Consider the following 20,133-nt stretch of genomic DNA (forward strand, 5'->3'; position numbering starts at 1 on the left):
GGAGGCTCAGGCCTGCGGGGGCTGCTGGCTGGACTGCTGGATGGGGTGATCCGGCAGCCGCGGGCTGACCTCACCCTTGAGCGCCAGCTTGGCCAGGTGGTTGCGGGCCTCCTCGGCGAACTTGAAGTCGCACAGGACGTCGTACGTCGTCGCCACCACCGCGGTCCGCGAGGTGAAGTCGCGCCGGCCCGCCGACTGGGCGTAGCTCAGGCCACCGAACACCAGTCCGAAGACGGCACCCAGCACCACACCGGTGAGCAGAGCGGCCAGCCAGTTCGCGTTGGTGACGGCGCCCAGCAGGACGCCGACGAACAACCCGAACCAGGCACCACTGGCGACGCCGGCGGCCAGCGCCCGTCCCCAGGTCAACCGGCCGGTGATCTTCTCCACCTGGCGCAGGTTGTTGCCGACGATGGTCGTGTGCTCGACGGGGAACTTCTCGTCCGAGAGGTAGTCGACAGCGCGCTGCGCCTCCCGGTAGGTGTCATACGTCCCGATCGTCAGACCGCTCGGCCGCGGGTCCATCAAGGGCATGCCTTGCGTCATCGTCGTTCCTCTCCACGTGCTTCCACCCCCATCATTGCCGACGGCTGGTTACCGCGTCTTGATAGCCTCGCCGGTGATGGGCGGACGACGGTGGGACCTGGCTGCGACACGCCGGATGGGACAGCTGTTCGCCCGTCGGCCGGCCGGTGACGGCCCGGCCCGTCCGGACCTCGTCGCGAGCGGCAAACTCGACGGCGCACTGGTCGACTGGGCCTTCTACCGCGACGGTCACCGCGACGAGCGGATCAACTCCTACACCGAGGCGCTCGGGCGGGCCGAACGCGGCCAGGGGTTCGTCTGGATCGGCCTGTTCGAGCCGACCGACCACCAGCTCGCGATCATCGGCAGAGAGTTCGGTCTGCACGCCCTGGCCCTGGAAGACGCCTCCGAGGCACACCAGCGACCGAAGCTCGAGCGGTACGACGACACGCTGTTCGCCGTCCTCAAGACCGTCAGCTACGTACCGCACAAGGACCTGACCGCTACCAGTGAAGTGGTGGCGACCGGTGAGGTGATGGTGTTCTGCGGACCAGGCTTCGTGGTCACTGTTCGCCATGGTGAGCACAGTGAGCTGACTGGACTACGGCAGGACCTGGAGGCTCAGCCGGAGCGGCTGGCGGTCGGACCGGGCGTCGTACTGCATGCGATCGCCGACCATGTGGTCGACCGGTACCTGGAGGTCGCGGACGCCGTACAGGCCGATATGGATCTGATCGAGTCCGAGATGTTCACTCCGCGCGGGTGGCGCAACATCGACCGCGTTTACCAGCTCAAGCGGGAAGTGCTCGAGCTGAAACGAGCAGTGGCGCCTTTGACCGGTCCGATGCGGGCGCTGTCCACGCTGCGACATCCATTGATCGCCGATGAAACCCGGAACTACTTCCGCGACGTCGACGACCACCTGTTGCGGGTGAAGGAGCAGGTGATCTCGTTCGACGAGTTGCTCAGCTCCATCCTGCAGGCCGGGCTGGCCCAGGTTCAGGTGGCCGAGAACGAGGACATGCGGCGGATCTCGTCGTGGGTCGCGATCCTCGCCGTACCGACGATGATCGCCGGAATTTACGGGATGAATTTCGACTACATGCCGGAGCTGCGACTCCGGTATGGGTATTTCGTGGTGCTCGCCGTGATGGTGGCTGCGTGCGTCGGTCTTCACCGATTGTTCAAGCGCAACCACTGGCTTTGATCAAATTCGTCCAATACCACGCGAGCAGCGACCGGACCAGGGGTTGGCAACCTTCTGCCATGGCCGGGAGTCGCGGCCGATTGGATGGATCAAACAGTTGTGCATCGCTCGCCGGAATTGATTTACTGCCGCCATCGCGTTCGGTCAGCAGGCCGCCACAGACTGCTACCGACGGCATCGGGGGATGTCGTGATGGTTTTGCCGCTGGGAGGGCGTTGCCGTGCTCAGAATTCATTTCACGCCGCGCGACCTGACGCGCGTCACGGTCGCCACCAGACCGGCGCCGTTGTGGGAGGTGCTGCTCAGCCTCCACATGCTGCAGCACTCCGACGGCCGGTTGATCTTCGAGGACTGGCGCCGGCACGTCCGGACGTCGGTCGCACCGGATCAGATGCGGCTGCTGCTGGAGCTCACCCCACCGAAGGGGTACTCCCCTGACTTCCTGACGCCGGCCGAGTCCGCACCGGACTTCGAGACCGCACTGGACATCGCCCTGTCGACGCCGAGCCAGCAGATCCGCGGCCAGCTCGACCTGCTCTCCAAGTACCGCCCGGCCTCGCCGTGGACCCGGGAGCTCGCCCAGGGCGAGCGGGGTTCGCTGCACAAGCTCGGCCGGGCACTCCGGACCTACCACGCGGCGGCGATCGCGCCGTACTGGAAGTCGATCGGGACGCACATCTCGGCCGACCATGCGCATCGTGGTGAGGCACTGGCCCGGCACGGGGTGGACCGGCTCCTCTCCTCGCTGCACCCACGGGTGCGCTGGGTCGCACCGGTGCTGCAGGTGCTCGACATGAACGACCGCGACCTCTACCTGGACGGCCGGGGCATCGAGCTGCAGCCGTCGGCGTTCTGCTGGCAGGTGCCGACCAAGCTGCGCGACCCCGAGCTGAAGCCGATCCTGGTGTACCCGATCCAGCACGCGCCGGGCATCCTGCGGCAGGGCTCACTGGACCAGATGAGCTCCAGCGACCCGCTGGGCTCACTGCTCGGCTCAACCCGCGCGGCGGCTCTGGAGGCCGCAGTGGCGGGCTGTACGACGACAGAGCTGGCCAAGCGCTGCAAGATCTCCCCGGCCGCGGCCAGCCACCAGGCGACCGTGCTGCGGGAGGCGGGCCTGATCACCACCCGCCGGGCCGGCGCCTCGGTGCGGCACGAGATCACTCAGCTGGGGATCTGGCTGCTGTCCGGTTACGGCTCCGGCAACACCCGTCACCAACATCCCCAGTCGGTCCCCCGTCTGACCGCCTGAGGTACCTCGACGCCTGCCCGCGCAGCGTGCTGGGCCGACTGGCACCGCCCCGCCCGTCGACCCAGCGCGCCGCCGGTGCAGGCGTTGGCGTTTTCTAGAGCTTGTAGTCGCTTTCTAGAGCTTGTAGTCCTCGAGCAGGCGCCGGCCGATGATCATCCGCTGGATGTCGGCGGTGCCTTCGCCGATCAGCAGCATCGGCGCCTCCCGGTAGAGGCGCTCGATCTCGTACTCCTTGGAGAAGCCGTAGCCGCCGTGGATGCGGAACGAGTCCTCCACGACCTGCGAGCAGTACTCACTGGCCAGATACTTCGCGACACCGGCCTCGAAGTCGTTGCGGGAGCCGCTGTCCTTCTTGCGGGCCGCCTTCACCATCAGCTCGTGCGCGGCCTCGACCTTGACCGCCATGTCGGCCAGCCGGAACAGCACGGCCTGGTGCTCGGCGATCTTCTTGCCGAACGTCTCGCGCTGCTGCGCGTAGGAGATGCCGAGCTCGAACGCCCGCCGGGCCACCCCACAACCGCGCGCTGCCACGTTCACGCGGCCCACCTCGACGCCGTCCATCATCTGGTAGAAACCCTTGCCAGGAACGCCGCCCAGGATCTGGTCCGCGCCGATGGAGTAGCCGTCGAAGATCAGCTCGGTCGTGTCGACGCCCTTGTAGCCCATCTTCTCGATCTTGCCCGGCACCGTGAGGCCCTTGTCGACCTCACCGAAGCCCGGCTCCTTCTCGACCAGGAATGTGGTCATGTTCTTGTAGACCGAGTCGCTGCCCTCGTCGGTCTTGGTGAGCACCGCCACGAGGTTCGACGAGCCACCGTTGGTCAGCCACATCTTCTGGCCGTTGATCGTGTACAGGTCACCGTCGCGGACGGCCTTGGTCTTGATCGCGGCCACATCGGAGCCACAACCCGGCTCGGACATCGAGAACGCGCCCCGGACGTCACCGGTGGCCATCCGCGGCAGGTACTTCTGCTTCTGCTCGTCGGTCCCGTGCTGGAGCAGCATGTACGCGACGATGAAGTGCGTGTTGATGATGCCGGAGACGCTCATCCAGCCGCGCGCGATCTCCTCCACGCAGAGCGCGTAGGTGAGCAGCGATTCACCCAGACCGCCGTACTCCTCGGGAATCATCAGGCCGAACAGCCCGAGCTCCTTGAGCCCCTCGACGATCTTCGTCGGGTACTCGTCCTTGTGCTCCAGCTCGGTGGCGACCGGGAGGATCTCCGACTCGACGAACGCACGGACCGTCTTCAGGATCTCCTCCTGAATGTCGGTCAGCCCCTCCGTCTGCTGCAATCTACTCATGCGCCGGTCTCCTCGGGTGCTCATAGCCGCTACTCGTGAGTATTGCGGCTTTCAGCATCCCGGGACAGCGCCGACACCCGCTGTGACTCCGGCCACCCGATCGGCGTCGCCTAACTCACTCGTCCCCGTCATTGCCGTCGCCGTCGCCCTGCGGCATCGAGCGGTCGAGCTGGGCGAACCCCAGGTAGATCTCGGCGGTCGGCTGCCAGCGGTGCTCACGCTGTGCGTTGACGAGGCGCTCTTTGGCGTCGTCGTAGTTGTTCCGGGCCGCGTTCGTCTCACCGCGAGCCAACTGAGCAGCTGCCTGCTCCAGGTCCTTGGCGGCCAGGCCCGGCGCCTTGCTCTTCGGCTGGTTCTGGCCGGGCCACTGCGGCTGGTTCTGACCGCTCGCGCGCACCTTGCCCGCCAACGCCCGCAACTGCGCGACGACCTGCGGGTACTGGTCCGGGGTCTTCGACGGCTTCTTGCTCGGCGTCTTCGACGGCGTCTTGCTGGGGGTGTGGCTGGGTTTCGGCGTCGGCGTCGGCGTGGGCGTGGGCGTCACCTTCACCTTGGCCGCCGGCGCGGACGGCGTACCGACGGCCTGCGCGGGCGAGTCAGTCGACACGCCCTCCTTCAGCAACGCCACACCCACAGCAGCAGCCAGTACGACGGCCATCGCCGCGATGACCTTGGCGAACGGGAACACGCGCTTAGGCTGTTCGGGCTCCTCCTCAACCTCTTCTTTTCGAGGAGGCAGGTGCAGCACCTGCGTGCTGTTGCTCACCGGTGGGAGGGCGATCGCCTGCGTCTCGTTGTGCGCAGTGGAGGTCAGCAACGCCGTGACCTCAGTAGCCGACGCTGGACGGTCTGCGGGGTTCTTGGCGAGCATCTGCATCACCAGAGCCGACAGGGCCGGCGTGACGTCGTTGCGCACGATCGGTGCGGGCTGCGCCTGCAGGTGCTGGTGCATGACCGTCTCCACGGTCGTTCCGACGAAGGGCGGCGTACCGGCGAGCAGTTCGTAGAGAACGCAACCCAGTGAGTACCAGTCGCTGGCCGGCGTGGCTGCTCCGCCACGCACCTGCTCAGGCGACACGTACGACGCGGTGCCGAGCAGCACGCCCAGCCCGGTCGTCTCGTTGCCGGCTCGCTTGGCGATACCGAAGTCGGTCATCTTCAGCGTGCCGTCGGGTGCCAGCAGCAGGTTGCCCGGCTTCACGTCCCGGTGCACGATTCCGGCCGCGTGAGCCGCGTCCAGTGCCCGTGCACCCTGCGTGGCGATGTCAGCCACCAGTTTGGCGCTCGGCAGACCCGCCGTACGCATCAGCTGGGCCAGGTCCGGTCCGGAGACCAGCTCCATCACCAGGAAGACGTGGTCGCTCGTCGCACCGACGTCGTACGTGGCGACCACGTTCGGGTGCATCAGCCGGGCAGCAGCCTGCGCCTCGGCCTGGAACCGCGCAACGGCGTCCATCGGGTCACCGTCGAGACTCCGCAGGAGCTTGACTGCCACCTGCCGGTCCAGAACGAGGTCCTCAGCCTGCCAGACCTCTCCTGCACCACCTCGCCCCACCAGGGTGAGTAATCGGTAGCGACCTGCCAGTACCTCGCCGTTCACAAACAAACACCTTCCGCAGCGGACCGGCCTTACCTTAGGCGGCTCCGGCGATCAGATCGAGTTCAGAGCCAATTCCTTGCAAACCTCTGCGTTGCGCAGCGGCGGTATTACCGTGTGCCCATGAAGCGAACGTTTGCCGCTGTGATCGCGGCCACCCTGCTAGCCACGACGTTCACCACCGCGGCTTCGGCAGCACCGGTTCACCAGTCGAAACCCACTGTTCGATGCGAGTTCACCCCGACGCCGGAGAACCCGGCCGCCAAGCCGGTCCGGATCCCGTCCGCGACCGCCAAGGCGCGCGGCACCGTCGACGTCTTCTTCGTCACCAACTACGGCTCGTTCGTGGTCCGGATGGATCGGGCGAACGCACCGTGCGGCGTCGCGAACTTCGTGCACCTGGTGCGCAGCCGGTTCTACGACTTCACCCAGTGCTTCCGGCTGACGAACTCGGCGCGGCTCGGCGTCCTGCAGTGCGGTGACATCTACCGCCAGGAGGAGGGCGGACCGGGCTACAAGTTCCCTGACGAGGTCACCGGCAAGGAGACCTACCCGCGCGGAACCGTTGCCTACGGCAACCAGGGACCGGGGACGAACGGATCCGAGTTCTTCGTCGTGCACTCGTTCGCGAACATCCCGCCGAACTACACCGTGCTCGGCCACGTGATCGCCGGCATGCCGACCTTCGACCGGATGGTCAGGGCCGGCATCGCCGACCCCGACCAGGACGGCCCCCCGGTCCGCCCCATCCGCATCCTCAAGGTCCTCTCCCTCTAACCCCACAACGTCCGAACGAACGACGTACAGGGTCGGCGTGTTTTCGGACGTTAACGGGTTCCCGCGCACAACGTCCGAACGATCGGAGTACTGGGTCGGCGTGTTTTCGGACGCTAAACCACTGCCGGGCCGCGCGATCCGTTGCGTCCGAACGAACGACGTACAGGGTCAGCGTGTCTTCGGACGTTAACGGGTTCCCGCGCACAACGTCCGAACGATCGGAGGGCGGGTCTCCGGTTCTTCGGACGCTACTGCACTCCCCGCGCTAACGTCCGAACGACCGCAGTACAGGGTCGGCGTGTTTTCGGACGCTAACTCATCAGTCGGTGGGGGGTTGCCAGGGGTCGGTGCGGGTCATTCCGGCCGCCCGGCCCTTGGCGGAGATGACGAGCGCCATCTTGCGGGAGGCCTCGTCGATCATCTCGTCGCCGAGCATCACCGCGCCGCGGGCGCCACCGGCGGCCGAGGTGAAGTGGTCGTAGGCGTCGAGGATGTTCTCGGAGTGGTCGTAGTCCTCCTGGCGCGGTGAGTAGACCTCGTTCGCGGCGGCGATCTGGTCCGGGTGCAGCACCCACTTGCCGTCGAAGCCGAGCGCGGCCGAGCGGCCGGCCACGCGGCGGAATCCGTCGACGTCCTTGATCTGCAGGTACGGACCGTCGATCGCCTGCTTGCCGTAGGCGCGGGCCGCCATCAGGATCTGCATCAGGATGTAGTGGTAGGCGTCGCCGACGTCGTACCCGGGCGGCTGCTCGCCGACCACCAGCGACTTCATGTTGATCGAGGCCATGAAGTCGGCCGGGCCGAAGATGATCGTCTCGACCCGCGGCGAGGCGGCCGCGATCGCGTTCACGTTGGTCAGGCCGAGCGCGTTCTCGATCTGCGCCTCGATCCCGATCCGGCCCGGCTCGTAACCGTGCACCTTCTCGATCTGGGTGATCAGCAGGTCCAGCGCGACCACCTGCTCGGCGGTCTGCACCTTCGGCAGCATGATGCAGTCCAGGTTCGCGCCGGCGCCGCCGACGACCTCGATCACGTCGCCGTAGGTCCACTCGGTGGTCCAGTCGTTCACCCGGACGACGCGGACCTTCTTACCCCAGCCGCCCTCGTTCAGCGCCGCCACGACGTTCTTGCGGGCATCCACCTTGGCGATCGGCGCGACCGAGTCCTCCAGGTCGAGGAACACCTGGTCGGCGTCCAGCCCCTTCGCCTTGGCCAGGAACCGCGGGTTCGACCCCGGGGTGGCCAGACAAGACCTCCTGCTTCGCAGCACCTGCTCAGACATCTCCGGACCTCCGCCTCGGTTACCCACCGGTCACTCGGCAGCGTACGGCGAAATCGCGCCGCCGTCCGGTGACCGGGCTCACGTCGCGGTGCGATGTGGCCGGACTCTCATCAGCCCGGCCGGTGGCTCTTCGTGAGTTGAGTGCGCAGTCCGACCGGGCGGTACCCGAGCCGGCGGTTGACTGTGAGCATCGGCTCGTTGACCAGGTTCATCATGGTGTAGGCGGCAGTCACGCCTGCATTCCGCGCAGCGGCGAGCGAGGCTGCCTTCACGACTCCGGCGAGACCCCTGCCCCGGTGACTGCTCGCTGTCCCGGTCATGTCGGTCCACAGCCTGGTCTCCTCGCGGAAGGCGATGCTGAAAGCGACGACAACGCCACCGTCGACCAGAGCCACACTCAGCTCGGGGTCGAACAACGGCCCCGACCACACGTGTGACTCGTACCAGTCGAACTCCGCATCGATAGCCGAACCGCCCGGGATGTCGGCAGCTGTCTCGCGGTAAACCGGGAAGACGTCCCTGGGCGTCAACTGCGAGAGCGGAACCAGTGTGAGACCTTCCGGGACCTGCACGGTGGGAGCCGCACCGTCGAGCTCGACGCCGGCGTAGGTGAGCTCACCAGCAACGGTGAAGCCTGCCCGCCGGGCGAACTCGATGCCGTGCTCGTCCGCGATGGTCTGTGCGAGCCAGGTAGACCGGGCCTCGAGCCAAGCCTCGCAGGCGCGCAGCAGTTGGGTCCCGATGCCTTGCCGTCGGTGGTCCGGGTGAACTATCACCTGCAGGGAATAGGCGTCGTCGGAGTTCAGCCAGGGCGCAGGGCGCACAACACTCCAGCCGATCAGCTGTCCGTCGAGTTCGGCCGCAAACGCGACGCCCGTGCCGTCGGTCACAGCTGCGAGACCGCTGCTCAGTCCCTCGCGCGCACCGACCGCATACGGCCGGACAGCGGTGTTCAGAACCACGAGTTGGTCGAGATCGTCGAGCCTGCCACTCCGGATGTCCACGACCGGAACGTACCCGCCAGCAAGACCAGCTGTGACAGTCTTAGGGCGTGGATGCTGCCGCTGAGATCGCCGGGGTCATGAAGAAGGCCGGACTGGTCTGGCTGTCCTGGGACGGCGGCCGCCCGGCTCCTGCGTGGTTCGCGACGGTCGACGGCCAGTACGTCGTACTGGCGGATGCGGACGGTAGTGCGGAGCAGCCGCTGGCCGGACTGGTCACGGCCGGTACGGCGGAGGTCGTCGTACCGGCTAAGCCTGCTACCAACCGGCTGGCGAGCTGGACTGCGACGGTACGGCGGTTGGCGCCGGGTACCGAGGAGTGGACGGCTGCTGCGCTGGTTCTGCGGACGGAACGGCTCAACGCGGCCGGACTGGATACCCAGCTGGAGCGGTGGCGTTCTGAGGCGGACGTGCTCGTTTTGGAGCCCACGGGCGAGATGACCGGCTTTGACGGGGCTTCGCCGTACGAAACGCCTGCTGAGACCCCTGCTACGACCCGGGGCAAGAAGCCGATCACGCTGCACCGGCGCGTCCGTGGCCGTCGCAAGTTGAGCTGAGGCGCTGCGGGTTAGCCTTCGGTCATGAACGAGCGAAGCGAGTTCATCAGAAAGCACAGCGCGACTTGTCGCTCATCCGCGCTCGGAGCGGAGCGACGCGGATGAGCGGACCTACGCGTGTCTATGTCGCACGGCTGGCTGGTCTGCCTGTTTACGACCCCAATGGGGATCAGGTCGGCAAGGTGCGCGACGTGGTCGCGATGCTGCGGCAGGGTACGCAGCCGCCGCGGATCCTCGGGCTGGTGGTCGAGGTGTTCGCCCGGCGGCGCATCTTCGTGCCGATGACGCGGGTGACCTCGGTCGACGTCGGTCACGTGATCACGACCGGTCTGGTGAACATGCGGCGCTTCGAACAGCGCACCACCGAGATCCTGGTACTGGGCGAGATGCTGGACCGCACTGTCACCGTCCGGGAGACCGGAACGGTCGGTGTGGTCTTCGACATGGCCATGGAGCAGTGGCGGACCAAGGACTGGGTGCTGTCGAAGGTGGCGGTCCGCGAAGGCAGTAAGCGGTTCCGGCGACGTGGTCAGTCCTACGTACTCGACTGGGCCGAGGTGACCGGGTTCGCGCAGGTCGAGGAGGGTCAGGGAGCCACCCACATCCTGGCTGCGTTCGACTCCATGCGTGCAGCCGACCTGGCCGCCGTACTGCATGATCTGTCGCCCAAGCGGCGTAAGGAGATCGCTGCGGCGCTGAACGACGAGCGTCTGGCCGATGTGCTCGAGGAGCTGCCCGAGGACGACCAGGTGGAGATCCTGGCCGGACTGGACACCGAGCGCGCGGCCGACATACTCGAAGAGATGTCACCGGACGACGCGGCCGACCTGATCGCAGAGCTGCCCACCGAGACGGCAGAGGCCCTGCTGACACTGATGGAGCCGGACGAGGCTGAGGATGTACGGCGACTGCTCACGTATGAGGAGCGCACTGCCGGTGGTCTGATGACGTCAGAGCCGGTGATCCTGCCAGTGGACGCAACTGTGGCCGATGCGCTCGCTCATGTCCGCAACGCCGAGCTCAGTCCGGCACTGGCCGCGATGATCTACGTCTGCCGGCCACCACTGGAGACTCCGACCGGACGGTTCATCGGAGTCGGCCACATCCAGCGTCTGCTCCGGGAACCGCCGTCAGAGCTCGTGTCCGCCGCACTCGACACCGACCTGGACGGTCTGCGGCCGGACGACAGTCTGACCGCGGTCAGCAAATACCTGGCGACGTACAACCTCGTGGCGGCGCCAGTGCTCGACGACGAGGGCCGGCTGCTCGGCGCGGTCACCGTGGACGACGTACTGGACCATCTGCTGCCCGCTGACTGGCGCGACAACGACCAACCGCAGGAGGTGGACCACGATGGCTCGTGACGACCGCGGTACGGACGACCGGCGCTCGCGCAGCGCCAACCGCCTGGACATCCCGCGGGAACTGCGCCGCACCCTTGCCATCCGGTCCGCGTACGACGCCGATGCGTTCGGCCGGTTGTCGGAGCGGATCGCGCGGTTCCTCGGCACCGGCAAGTTCCTGGTCTACATGACCGCGACGATCCTGTTCTGGGTGATCTGGAACATCTTCGCGCCGGAGAGCGTGCGGTTCGACCAGTACCCGTTCATCTTCCTCACGCTCGCGCTCAGCCTGCAGGCGTCGTACGCCGCACCGCTGATCCTGCTCGCGCAGAACCGGCAGGAGTCCCGCGACCGCGTCCAGTACGAACGCGACCGCGACATCGACACCCGGACCCGGGCCGACATGGAGTTCCTGGCCCGCGAGATGGCGTCGCTGCGGATGGCCGTCGGCGAGGTCGCCACCCGCGACTTCCTCCGCTCGGAGCTGAAGTCGCTGCTGGCCGAACTGGATCGCGAGAGCCCTTTGGGGCCGCGCTAATCTCGGTGACAGGCAACAGTTGGAGGTCACGGTGAAGAGCAGGTTCGCGCCCGATCGGGGGCTGAGCAGGCGGATGCTCGTGACGAGCTTCCTGCTCGGTCTCCTGTACGTCGGCTTTGTCGCAGCGCTGATCGCGTTGACCCGGAGCGCGGTGCTCGCGGTCGTGATCGCCGGCGGCGCGCTGTTCGTGCAGTACTTCTTCTCCGACAAGATCGCGCTGTACGCGATGGGCGGCCGGATCGTCACGCCGGAAGAGGCACCCCAGCTGCACGGTGCGATCGACCGGCTCTGCGCACTGGCGGACATGCCGAAGCCGCGGATCGCGATCGCCGACGTCGACCTGCCGAATGCCTTTGCCACCGGCCGGAATCCGAACAATGCCGTCGTCTGCGTGACGACCGGGATCATGCGCCGACTCGATGCGGACGAGCTCGAGGGTGTTCTCTCGCACGAGCTGTCACACGTCGCACACCGCGATGTCGCGGTGATGACGATCGCGTCGTTCCTCGGCGTACTGGCTGGACTGATCACCCGCTTCGGGCTCTACAGCGGTCTCGGCGGCCGGCGTGATCAGAACACGGCCGTCATCGTGCTGACGATCGTTGCGGTGTCGGCCGCGGTCTACGCAATCTCGTTCCTGCTGACGCGTGCACTCTCGCGCTACCGCGAGCTGGCCGCGGACCGAGCCGGCGCGATGCTGACCGGCCGGCCATCAGCGCTGGCGTCTGCGTTGACGAAGATCAGCGGGGATATCGCGCGAATACCGTCCCGCGACCTGCGGCAGGCGGAGGCCTTCAACGCCTTCTTCTTCGCCCCGGCCATCTCCGGCAAGGGCGTCTCACTGTCCTCGCTGTTCGCGACCCACCCGTCGCTGGAGACACGCCTGGACCGACTCGGTGTGCTCTCCCGCGAGCTGGGCGAGCAAGCTTAGGGTTATGGGCTTCCTCGACATCTTGCTCGGCCGCAGCAAAGCAGTGCCGCCGAACCTCGACCAACTGTTCTCGCTGCCATCTGCCGCGATCACGTTGGAGACCGCTGCCGACTACCGCCCAACAGGCAGCGGTTCGGTCTGCTTCAAAGCGGCCGAGGGCGGTGGCTTCTCCACCCTGCGCACCGAGGTCGACAAGCTGCTCGCCCTCGACGACGGCAAGTTCACCAGTACGACGGACTCGTACGGGTTCACGTGGTTGGTCCGCGAGACGACCCCCGACAACGTGGAGGGTCTCGTCACCGACCTGCACGGCGTGAACAGCTCACTGGTCGACGCCGGCTTCGGCCCCGCCCTCCTCTGCACCCTGGTCGCCTTCACCAACGGCACCAAGTCCCTCGGCCTGGTCTACCTCTACAAACGCGGCTCCTGGTACCCGTTCGCCCCCGTCGGCCCCGACCGTCGTGACAACGCCACCGAACTGCAGATCAAGTCCCTCCTGGCCACCGATCTCCGCCTCGAACCAGACCTCTCCCGCTGGTTCCCGATCTACGGCGCCCCCGGCCTCTAACCCCCACGCCCTCCCCTCCCCTCCCCACCAGCCAACGAGCCCTGACCAACGCCCTCCCACCCCGCCACATTTGCCTGGCTAGGCACGGAAATGGGGGGTTATGTACTCATAACCAGGGTGCGGAACCCCTGATTTGGCTGGCTAGGCAGGCAAATCGCTCGGGGTTGTGCGGCGGGCGGGGGACGGACCGCAGCTAAAGGTTGCCTTGCGGGGGCTACGTCACATGGACCGTGGTCCGGTCGGTTCTGGTGAGCACGTAGCCTTGGGGTATGGCTCCCCCCACTGCTGATCAGGTAACCACAGCTCTCGGTGGTGTGCTCGACCCCGAGATCAAGAAACCGATCACCGATCTCGGGATGGTCGAGTCCGTCGTCGTTCGCGAGGACGGCGTGGTCGCGGTCCGGATTCTGCTGACCGTCGCGGGCTGTCCGATGAAGGACACGCTGCGGCGCGACACGACTGCGGCGGTGAGCAAGCTCGACGGTGTCACCGGGGTCGAGATCGACCTCGGGGTGATGTCGGCCGAGCAGCGGGCTGCGCTGCAGACGCAATTGCGCGGTGGCGTCGCCGAGAAGGAGATTCCGTTCTCGCGGGCCGACTCGCTGACCAAGGTGTTCGCGATCGCCTCCGGCAAGGGCGGTGTCGGCAAGTCCTCGGTGACGGTGAACCTCGCCGTCGCGATGGCCCGCCAGGGCCTTTCGGTCGGCGTCCTGGACGCGGACATCTACGGGCACTCGATCCCGGCCATGTTCGGGGTCGCCGACGAGCGGCCGACCGCGGTCGACGACATGATCATGCCGGTGCCCGCGCACGGCGTGAAGGTGATTTCGATCGGCATGCTGAAGCCGAAGCGCGATCAGGTGGTCGCGTGGCGCGGCCCGATCCTGGACCGTGCGCTCGTCCAGATGCTCGCGGACGTCTACTGGGGCGACCTCGACGTCCTGCTCCTCGACCTGCCCCCGGGCACCGGTGACATCGCGATCTCGGTCGGCCAGCGGCTGACCAGCGCCGAGGTCATCGTCGTGACCACCCCGCAGGAGGCCGCCGCCGAGGTGGCCGAGCGGGCTGGCACGATGGCGCAGATGGTGCACCAGCGCGTCGCGGGTGTCGTCGAGAACATGTCGTTCCTGCCCTGCCCGCACTGCGGCCCCGAGCACCGGATCGAGATCTTCGGCTCCGGCGGCGGCGCCCGCGTCGCGGAGACCCTGTCGGCCCGCCTCGGCTACCCGATCCCCCTGCTCGGCGAGATCCCCCTGGACGAGCGCCTCCGCAGCGGCGGCGACCTCGGCCAGCCCCTGGCCCTCGCCAACCCGGACACCCCGGCGGCTCAGGTCCTCGAAGGCATCGCCGCCAAGCTCGGTGGCAAACCCCGAGGCCTCCTCGGACGCCAACTAGGCCTCAGCCCCGCCGGCCGCTGAACCGCCGTACCGGCTCCTGACGGCCGCTCGGCCGTCCGGGGAGCCAGAACCGTAGGACTTGAACAGGGTGTGGGGGCCTGGAACAGGTCATGACTTGTCCAAAGCCCCCGGGCGCTGTGCAGCGCCACCGCTCAGGTCAGGTGGACTCGGGGTCGTAGGGGGGCTTGGCACCGGCGGGCAGCCGCTGAGGCGTGTCGGCGAAGTCCGTGGAGACGGGCTTGTCGTCGAAGTCGTCGCCCTCGAGGAGGTGCTTGCGGACGAAGTTGCGCGGATTGAGGTCCTGCAGCTCCAGGTCGGCGAACTCCGGGCCGAGCTCACTGCGCAGATCGTTCTGCGCGTTGCTGACCATCTGGCGCACCTGCCGCAGCAGGCGACCGGCCGTCCGTGCGAACTCCGGCAGCCGATCCGGACCGAAGACGAGGACAGCGACGATCGCGATCACGACCAGCTCGAGCGGCCCGATGCCGAACATGGATTCACCTCACTTCTCGTGCCCCGGCACAGCGTACCCGAGCGGGTGTCAGCCGACCTGCGGGGCGAGCGTCACGGTCGCCTCACGCGGACGGCCGCTACGTTCGTAGACCAGGCGGACGCTCTCGCCGGGCTGGTGCGAGCGAATGGCGACGATCAGTCCTTCGGCGGTGTCGACCAGTTGCTTGTTGATCTCGGTGATCACGTCGCCGACCCGCAGCCCGGCCCGTGCGGCCGGTGAGCCGGCATTGACCAGGTTCACCCGGGCGCCGCCCTCGAACTGCATGTCGACGTTCGCGCCGATCACCGGGTACGTCGCCTTGCCGTTCGCGATCAGCTGCTGCGCGGTCCGGCGGGCCTGGTCGATCGGGATCGCGAACCCGAGCCCGATGTTGCCGGTCTGGCCCTCCTGCGCACCGCGGACGGCGGCGATCGCGGAGTTCACGCCGATCACCCGTGCGTTCATGTCGACCAGCGGCCCGCCCGAGTTGCCCGGGTTGATCGCCGCGTCGGTCTGCAGGGCATTGATGTACGACGCCTGGTCCGCGCTGTCCCCGGCCGTCACCGGCCGGTTCTTCGCCGAGATGATGCCCGACGTGACGGTCCCGGCCAGCCCGAGCGGTGAGCCGATGGCGACCACGTCCTGCCCGACGACCGCCTGCTCCGACTGACCGAACTGCACCGACGGCGCGGCCAGCCCGACCACCTGGACGACAGCCAGGTCGTACGCCGGAGAGCGGCCGACCAGACGCGCGGTCTGCGACTTGCCCTGCTCGGTGATGACCTGGATCGATCCGCCCTTGGCGGCGTCGGCGACGACGTGGTTGTTGGTGAGCACGTGACCGGCGTTGTCGATGACGAACCCGGAGCCCGTCGACTGGGAGTTGTCCGCCCCCTCGACCCGGAGCTGGACCACACTCGGCAGCAGGGTGCTGGCGACGGCCGAAACCGATCCGGTGCGGATCTTCGGGTCGGTGCCGGTCCCGACCGGGACGTCCGGCTGCTGGGCGATCGGGCCGTTGCCGTCGTTCAGGGCGACCACGGTGACGGCCGCACCGCCACCGGCCAGCAGGCCGACGACCAGCGCCACGATGCCGGCGATCAGGATGATGCGGTTGTCGAACTTCTTGGGCGGCTGACTCGGCGTGTACGCGCGGGCCTGCTGCTGATGCCAGTCCAGCGGGGGCGGGGGCACCGGGCCCTGGTAGCCGGGGCGCTCGGTCGGCCAGGCCTGGCCCGGGTAGACCGGGCGGAACGTCGGCTCCTGCGCGCCGAAGCTGCGCTGCGTGACAGAGCGCATCGGTCCGGGTTGGCTCGACTGCAGCGGCTGCTGCGGCAGCGCGGGCCGCTGCGAGCTGGCCGTCTGCCGGTAGGCCTCATCACTGCGCGGCGGAGCCAGCGGTGTGGTCCCGGAGCCGGGCGCAGGCGGCGTCAACCCGGTCAACGGAGCTGTGGTCTCCGGCGTACTGGGGGGCGTCGGTTCGGCGTCGTTGGTGCTCACGTGATCGCCTCACTCGGGTCGGGAACATCGGCCGGTGCCACTCCCGAGAGTAGCCGGGAGAATCCATCCGTCTCCGATTATCCCAGCTTTGGCGAAAGCGCACCCATCGGAGTGAGCCAGGTCGCGATTCTGGCCAGTCCACTACCGATCCGCTGGACCGCGCTGAGCTTCTCCGGCAGGTCGTGCGGGAAGGAGTCGACCACCTTCCCGAGGGAGTCCGGCGGCAGGTCGCCGATCAGTGTGTAGACGATCCCGCCCGACGACCAGACGACGTACGAGGGCATGCCGTAGCGGACGTAGACGCCGGGCGTAGCGGTCGGGGTGAAGCCGGCCACGGCGGCCGGGTCCAGGGCACCGCGCTGCTCGAACAGGGAGACGTTGAAGAGACCGTCGGAGTACGAGAACTGGAGTGAACCGTTGGTGGTGTCCCGGTGGACGTCATACAGCTTGAGGGCCGCGGGCAGCTCAGGTGCGCAGACCCAGCCGTCGGCCCGCAGGCTGTCGACCTTGCCGAGGCCGAGCGGCTCCACACCGTTCGGAGTCATCGGCGGCAGGTGCCCGATGAAGTCCGAGCTCTCGATCGCCAGGTCGGTGAACACGGTCGCCCGGACCATCGTCTTGCCGTCCACGCTGAACAGCTGACGCTGCAGCAGCAGTCCGGTCGCCTTGTCGATCCAGAACCGCCCGGCGAGCGTCTGGTCGTCGCGCACCGCCTCGACCAGGATCGCCGTCCGCCCGATCAGCTCCAGGCAGCACTTGTAGACCAGCTTGTACGTCGCCTGCAGCAGCGAGAGCGGACCGCCGTCGATCGAGGCCTCGGTACTGGTCACGCGTTGCACGAACGCTTTGGCACCCGGTGAGGACGCGGAGCCGACCACACTGATCTCTGAGCCCTGCGAGGCCGCGTGCACGATGTCGAGCATCGCCGAACTGGCGCCCTGCGGTCCCCAGGCAGTGATGATCTGGGTGCCGTGGTACGAAACCTCGTTCGGAGCCGCCGCAGCGCGCTCGAGCGCGTTGACGGCCTGTGGGGCGTCCTCGCGGTCGATCGCGGAGGCCGCGGTGGCAGGCAGGGGCAGGCCGATACCGATCAGTGCGGTGCTGACCAGAACGGCGAGCCGGTTGAGGCTCACCGATCAGCGCCCGGTCAGGGCCACCGGCTGCAGCGTCGAGCTGAACCCGTTGTAGGAGTTACTGAACCCGCCGTAGGGGTTGAAGGTCGAGACAGGGTCAGCGAAGGGCGTCCCACCGCTGGTGCTGGCGTGGTCGGACGAGAAGCTGGTCATCGGCGGCTGCAGCGACGGCGGCTGCTCCGACCGAGCCGGGTCGCCGACGACAAACGCCGTACCGAGCAGTGAAGCGACGGCGGCTGCGGAGCCTGCTGCGCTGAGCACGCCGGTACGACGGCGCGAGCGCGTCGGCCGGGGTGCTCCCGGGCGACTGACGCCCGTGCGGGCCGCCGGGAAAGCAGAGCGCTGCGGGAAGAGCGTCGGTGCCGGTGTGACCACCGGGCGGACTTCTTCACGCGGCTCGGTGGCGAACGACGAGACACCCATCAGCCGCTGCATCAGGTCAGTGGACGGATCCGGCGCCTCCAGGGCAGCCATCCGGGCCTTCAGCCGACGCTGGGCGTCCACCTCGGCGCGGCAGGTGTCACAGCCGACCAGGTGGCTCAGGACCTTGTCCCGCGAGTCATGGTCGAGTTGGCCGTCGACGACGGCACTCAGCTTGTCCATCGGGTGCTGAAGGGTCACCGCCACTCACCTCCGGAACTCTCACCGAGCAGTCCGTCCACGGAGGGACCGCTGATCCGGGTCTGGCCGGGCCGCGGGGCCCGGTGCTCCAGGTGCTTGCGCAGCATCGACCGGCCGCGGTGGATCCGGCTGCGGACGGTGCCGAGCTTCACGTCCAGCACGTCGGCGATCTCGTCGTACGTCATGCCCTCGATGTCGCAGAGCACCACGGCGGCGCGGAAGTCCTCGGGCAACGAGTCCAGGGCGTCCTGGACGTCGTGGTCGAACAGCTCCGAGTTGAGCTTCTCGGCCGGGCCCTCGCCCTTGGCCGGCAGCCGGTCGTGCGCGTCGTCGGGCAGGCCGTCGAACCGGATCCGCTGCTTGCGGCGGGCACCGTCCAGGAACAGGTTGGTGGTGATCCGGTACAGCCAGCCCTCGAAGGTGCCAGGGGTGTACGACGACAGCGACCGGAAGACCCGGACGAAGACCTCCTGGGTGAGGTCCTCCGCGTCGTGCTTGTTCCCGGTCAGGCGGTAGGCCAGCCGGTAGACCCGGGCGGAGTGCGTGCGGACGATCTCGTCCCACGAGGGCAGCGTCTCCGGCACTGGCTGGCGCACGGGCGCGAGCGACGTGTCGAGCGGCTTCACCGCGACGCCTCCCTGGGTCCTCTCGGCAATGAGCGTGAAGGCCATGGTGCCTCGGTCACCGTCCTCTGCGCACGTCGGGAACACCCGGGTTCGACCCTGAGATGCTGGTACGACGGCTCAACGCGGTGCTCCGGCCGGAAGTTCCCGGACAGTGCCTTCACCTACAAGACGCGCTGCGGACCGATTCGGTTGAGCCGGCCCACGGTCCGATCTTAGGTGGGGTTATCCCCCGCCCGACTTCGGGGGCTGGCCGGATATCGCCGGCGCGCCTGAATTCATAGCGTTCTGGCATGAACTTCACCGCCCTTCTGGCCAGCGCCGTGCTGGCGATCTTCCCCTCCCCTCAGCTCCAGCAACTCGTCGACGACGGGGCCGCGTCCACCGCCGTGCTCGCGGTCGGCGCGCAGTCCGGTGCGGCCGGTCCCATCACACCCGACGCCTATTTCCGGATCGGCAGCGTGACGAAGACCTTCGTGGCGACCGTCGTTCTCCAGCTCGTGGACGAGCAGCGGGTCCGGCTCGATACACCGATCGAGCGATACCTGCCCGGCGTCGTACCGGACGGGCGTCGAATCACCGTCCGGCAACTGCTCGACCACACCAGCGGCATCTACGACTACGCCCACGACGCCGGGTGGTCGACCAACCGCTGGCGGGGAGCCGACCGCTTCCGGCACTACGAACCGGCACAACTACTGCAGGTCGCCTTCAGCCACCCGCCGTACTTCCCGCCCGGCACCGGCTGGCACTACTCGAACACCAACTACATCGTGGCCGGTCTGCTGATCGAGCGCGTGACAGGCCGTCCGTACGGCGCTGAGATCAGCCGGCGGATCCTGAGACCGCTGCGGCTCACGCACACAAGTCTGCCCGGAGATCGGCCCGGACTTCCGAACCCGCATGCGCCCGGCTACACCTCGGTCGACGGCCACCTGGTCGACGCGACACTGATGAACCCGTCACTGGACTGGGCGGCCGGCGAGATGATCTCGACGACAGCCGACCTCAACCGCTTCTTCGACGCGCTCTTCGCGGCCCGACTGACGAGCAGAGCCGCTTTGGCCGAGATGCGGCGCTATGTGCCGGCCACGTCGCTGTTCGACTACGGCCTGGGACTGCAGCGGTTTCACCTTCCGTGCGGGACGACCGTCGAAGGACACAGCGGCGAGATCCTCGGCTACACGACGTACTCGACACACTCCGGTTCCACCCACGCCACGCTCTCCTACAACCCGCTTCCGGGCGGCGACGCGTCGGCTGCGGTGATCGGTCTGTTCACAGCAATCCACTGCGACTGACTGGACCCGGCTCCGCCGCTGAGCGAGGCACAGCTCAAGCACGCGGTGACCAGTAAGACCTGGTTCTAACCTGCTACCGGTCGGGGGGGGGGGTGTCGTGTGAAACGGGGACACGCCGAGCAGAAAAGGAAAACCGAACAATGGCCCCCTAACGAAGAGGGAGCCACCCAGCCAGGGAAGGG

At 67.7% G+C, this 20,133-nt stretch carries 20 protein-coding genes; 10 read left to right on the forward strand and 10 right to left on the reverse strand.

Features of this window, described 5'->3' with window-relative positions; translation table 11 throughout:
* Positions 1-6: 6 nt before the first annotated feature.
* Positions 7-546, reverse strand: coding sequence for a general stress protein (locus ACFVWG_RS34530; protein WP_391547672.1), 540 nt, complete (start codon positions 544-546; stop codon positions 7-9).
* Between the two features lie 76 nt (positions 547-622).
* Here ACFVWG_RS34530 and ACFVWG_RS34535 point away from each other — a divergent pair, with 76 nt between their 5' ends.
* Both ACFVWG_RS34535 and ACFVWG_RS34540 read left to right on the forward strand, forming a co-directional pair.
* Positions 623-1,732, forward strand: a complete 1,110-nt coding sequence (locus ACFVWG_RS34535) for a magnesium and cobalt transport protein CorA (protein WP_391547673.1) — start codon at positions 623-625, stop codon at positions 1,730-1,732.
* A 220-nt stretch (positions 1,733-1,952) separates the two neighbouring features.
* Positions 1,953-2,984, forward strand: coding sequence for a winged helix-turn-helix domain-containing protein (locus ACFVWG_RS34540; RefSeq protein WP_391547674.1), 1,032 nt, complete (start codon positions 1,953-1,955; stop codon positions 2,982-2,984).
* A gap of 114 nt (positions 2,985-3,098) precedes the next feature.
* Here the strand turns inward: ACFVWG_RS34540 and ACFVWG_RS34545 are convergent, their stop codons facing one another.
* Both ACFVWG_RS34545 and ACFVWG_RS34550 read right to left on the reverse strand, forming a co-directional pair.
* Positions 3,099-4,289, reverse strand: coding sequence for an acyl-CoA dehydrogenase family protein (locus ACFVWG_RS34545; RefSeq protein ID WP_391547675.1), 1,191 nt, complete (start codon positions 4,287-4,289; stop codon positions 3,099-3,101).
* 115 nt (positions 4,290-4,404) lie between these two features.
* Positions 4,405-5,889: a serine/threonine-protein kinase gene (locus ACFVWG_RS34550; RefSeq protein WP_391547676.1), complete on the reverse strand. Its 1,485-nt coding sequence runs from the start codon at positions 5,887-5,889 to the stop codon at positions 4,405-4,407.
* Positions 5,890-6,009: 120 nt separating this feature from the next.
* Here ACFVWG_RS34550 and ACFVWG_RS34555 point away from each other — a divergent pair, with 120 nt between their 5' ends.
* On the forward strand, positions 6,010-6,663 hold the full coding sequence (locus tag ACFVWG_RS34555) for a peptidylprolyl isomerase (protein WP_391547677.1): 654 nt from the start codon (positions 6,010-6,012) through the stop codon (positions 6,661-6,663).
* 319 nt (positions 6,664-6,982) lie between these two features.
* Here the strand turns inward: ACFVWG_RS34555 and ACFVWG_RS34560 are convergent, their stop codons facing one another.
* Positions 6,983-7,945, reverse strand: coding sequence for an HpcH/HpaI aldolase/citrate lyase family protein (locus tag ACFVWG_RS34560; protein ID WP_391547678.1), 963 nt, complete (start codon positions 7,943-7,945; stop codon positions 6,983-6,985).
* A gap of 110 nt (positions 7,946-8,055) precedes the next feature.
* The gene (locus ACFVWG_RS34565; RefSeq protein ID WP_391547679.1) at positions 8,056-8,949 is read right to left on the reverse strand and encodes a GNAT family N-acetyltransferase; all 894 of its coding nucleotides are present in this window, start codon (positions 8,947-8,949) and stop codon (positions 8,056-8,058) included.
* A 47-nt stretch (positions 8,950-8,996) separates the two neighbouring features.
* Here ACFVWG_RS34565 and ACFVWG_RS34570 point away from each other — a divergent pair, with 47 nt between their 5' ends.
* From ACFVWG_RS34570 to ACFVWG_RS34595, 6 genes are all read left to right on the forward strand, one after another.
* A complete protein-coding gene (locus ACFVWG_RS34570) occupies positions 8,997-9,503 on the forward strand; it encodes a hypothetical protein (RefSeq protein ID WP_391547680.1) in 507 nt (168 codons plus the stop codon).
* A gap of 101 nt (positions 9,504-9,604) precedes the next feature.
* Complete coding sequence (locus tag ACFVWG_RS34575; RefSeq protein WP_391547681.1) at positions 9,605-10,867, forward strand: magnesium transporter MgtE N-terminal domain-containing protein; 1,263 nt, start codon at positions 9,605-9,607, stop codon at positions 10,865-10,867.
* Positions 10,857-11,384 (forward strand): DUF1003 domain-containing protein, encoded by a 528-nt coding sequence (locus tag ACFVWG_RS34580; protein WP_391547682.1) that lies wholly within the window; start codon positions 10,857-10,859, stop codon positions 11,382-11,384. The genes ACFVWG_RS34575 and ACFVWG_RS34580 overlap by 11 nt, the downstream gene beginning before the upstream one ends.
* 31 nt (positions 11,385-11,415) lie before the next feature.
* The gene (gene htpX / locus ACFVWG_RS34585; protein ID WP_391547683.1) at positions 11,416-12,315 is read left to right on the forward strand and encodes a zinc metalloprotease HtpX; all 900 of its coding nucleotides are present in this window, start codon (positions 11,416-11,418) and stop codon (positions 12,313-12,315) included.
* 4 nt (positions 12,316-12,319) lie between these two features.
* A complete protein-coding gene (locus tag ACFVWG_RS34590) occupies positions 12,320-12,883 on the forward strand; it encodes a hypothetical protein (RefSeq protein ID WP_391547684.1) in 564 nt (187 codons plus the stop codon).
* A 269-nt stretch (positions 12,884-13,152) separates the two neighbouring features.
* On the forward strand, positions 13,153-14,301 hold the full coding sequence (locus tag ACFVWG_RS34595; protein WP_391547685.1) for an Mrp/NBP35 family ATP-binding protein: 1,149 nt from the start codon (positions 13,153-13,155) through the stop codon (positions 14,299-14,301).
* A 136-nt stretch (positions 14,302-14,437) separates the two neighbouring features.
* Here the strand turns inward: ACFVWG_RS34595 and ACFVWG_RS34600 are convergent, their stop codons facing one another.
* The 5 genes from ACFVWG_RS34600 to sigE all read right to left on the reverse strand — a co-directional run bounded on the left by ACFVWG_RS34600 (position 14,438) and on the right by sigE (position 18,698).
* A complete protein-coding gene (locus ACFVWG_RS34600) occupies positions 14,438-14,773 on the reverse strand; it encodes a sec-independent translocase (protein ID WP_391547686.1) in 336 nt (111 codons plus the stop codon).
* Positions 14,774-14,821: 48 nt separating this feature from the next.
* Positions 14,822-16,273 (reverse strand): trypsin-like peptidase domain-containing protein, encoded by a 1,452-nt coding sequence (locus ACFVWG_RS34605; RefSeq protein ID WP_391547687.1) that lies wholly within the window; start codon positions 16,271-16,273, stop codon positions 14,822-14,824.
* Positions 16,274-16,350: 77 nt separating this feature from the next.
* Positions 16,351-17,406, reverse strand: coding sequence for a transcriptional regulator (locus tag ACFVWG_RS34610; protein WP_391547688.1), 1,056 nt, complete (start codon positions 17,404-17,406; stop codon positions 16,351-16,353).
* Between the two features lie 3 nt (positions 17,407-17,409).
* Complete coding sequence (locus ACFVWG_RS34615) at positions 17,410-18,027, reverse strand: anti-sigma factor family protein (RefSeq protein ID WP_391547689.1); 618 nt, start codon at positions 18,025-18,027, stop codon at positions 17,410-17,412.
* On the reverse strand, positions 18,024-18,698 hold the full coding sequence (sigE, locus tag ACFVWG_RS34620; RefSeq protein ID WP_391547690.1) for an RNA polymerase sigma factor SigE: 675 nt from the start codon (positions 18,696-18,698) through the stop codon (positions 18,024-18,026). The genes ACFVWG_RS34615 and sigE overlap by 4 nt, the downstream gene beginning before the upstream one ends.
* A 245-nt stretch (positions 18,699-18,943) precedes the next feature.
* Between sigE and ACFVWG_RS34625 the strand changes: the two genes are divergently transcribed.
* Positions 18,944-19,951, forward strand: a complete 1,008-nt coding sequence (locus tag ACFVWG_RS34625; protein WP_391547691.1) for a serine hydrolase domain-containing protein — start codon at positions 18,944-18,946, stop codon at positions 19,949-19,951.
* The last annotated feature ends 182 nt before the right edge of the window (positions 19,952-20,133 follow it).

This window comes from Kribbella sp. NPDC058245 (assembly GCF_042882005.1).
GTDB lineage: Bacteria > Actinomycetota > Actinomycetes > Propionibacteriales > Kribbellaceae > Kribbella.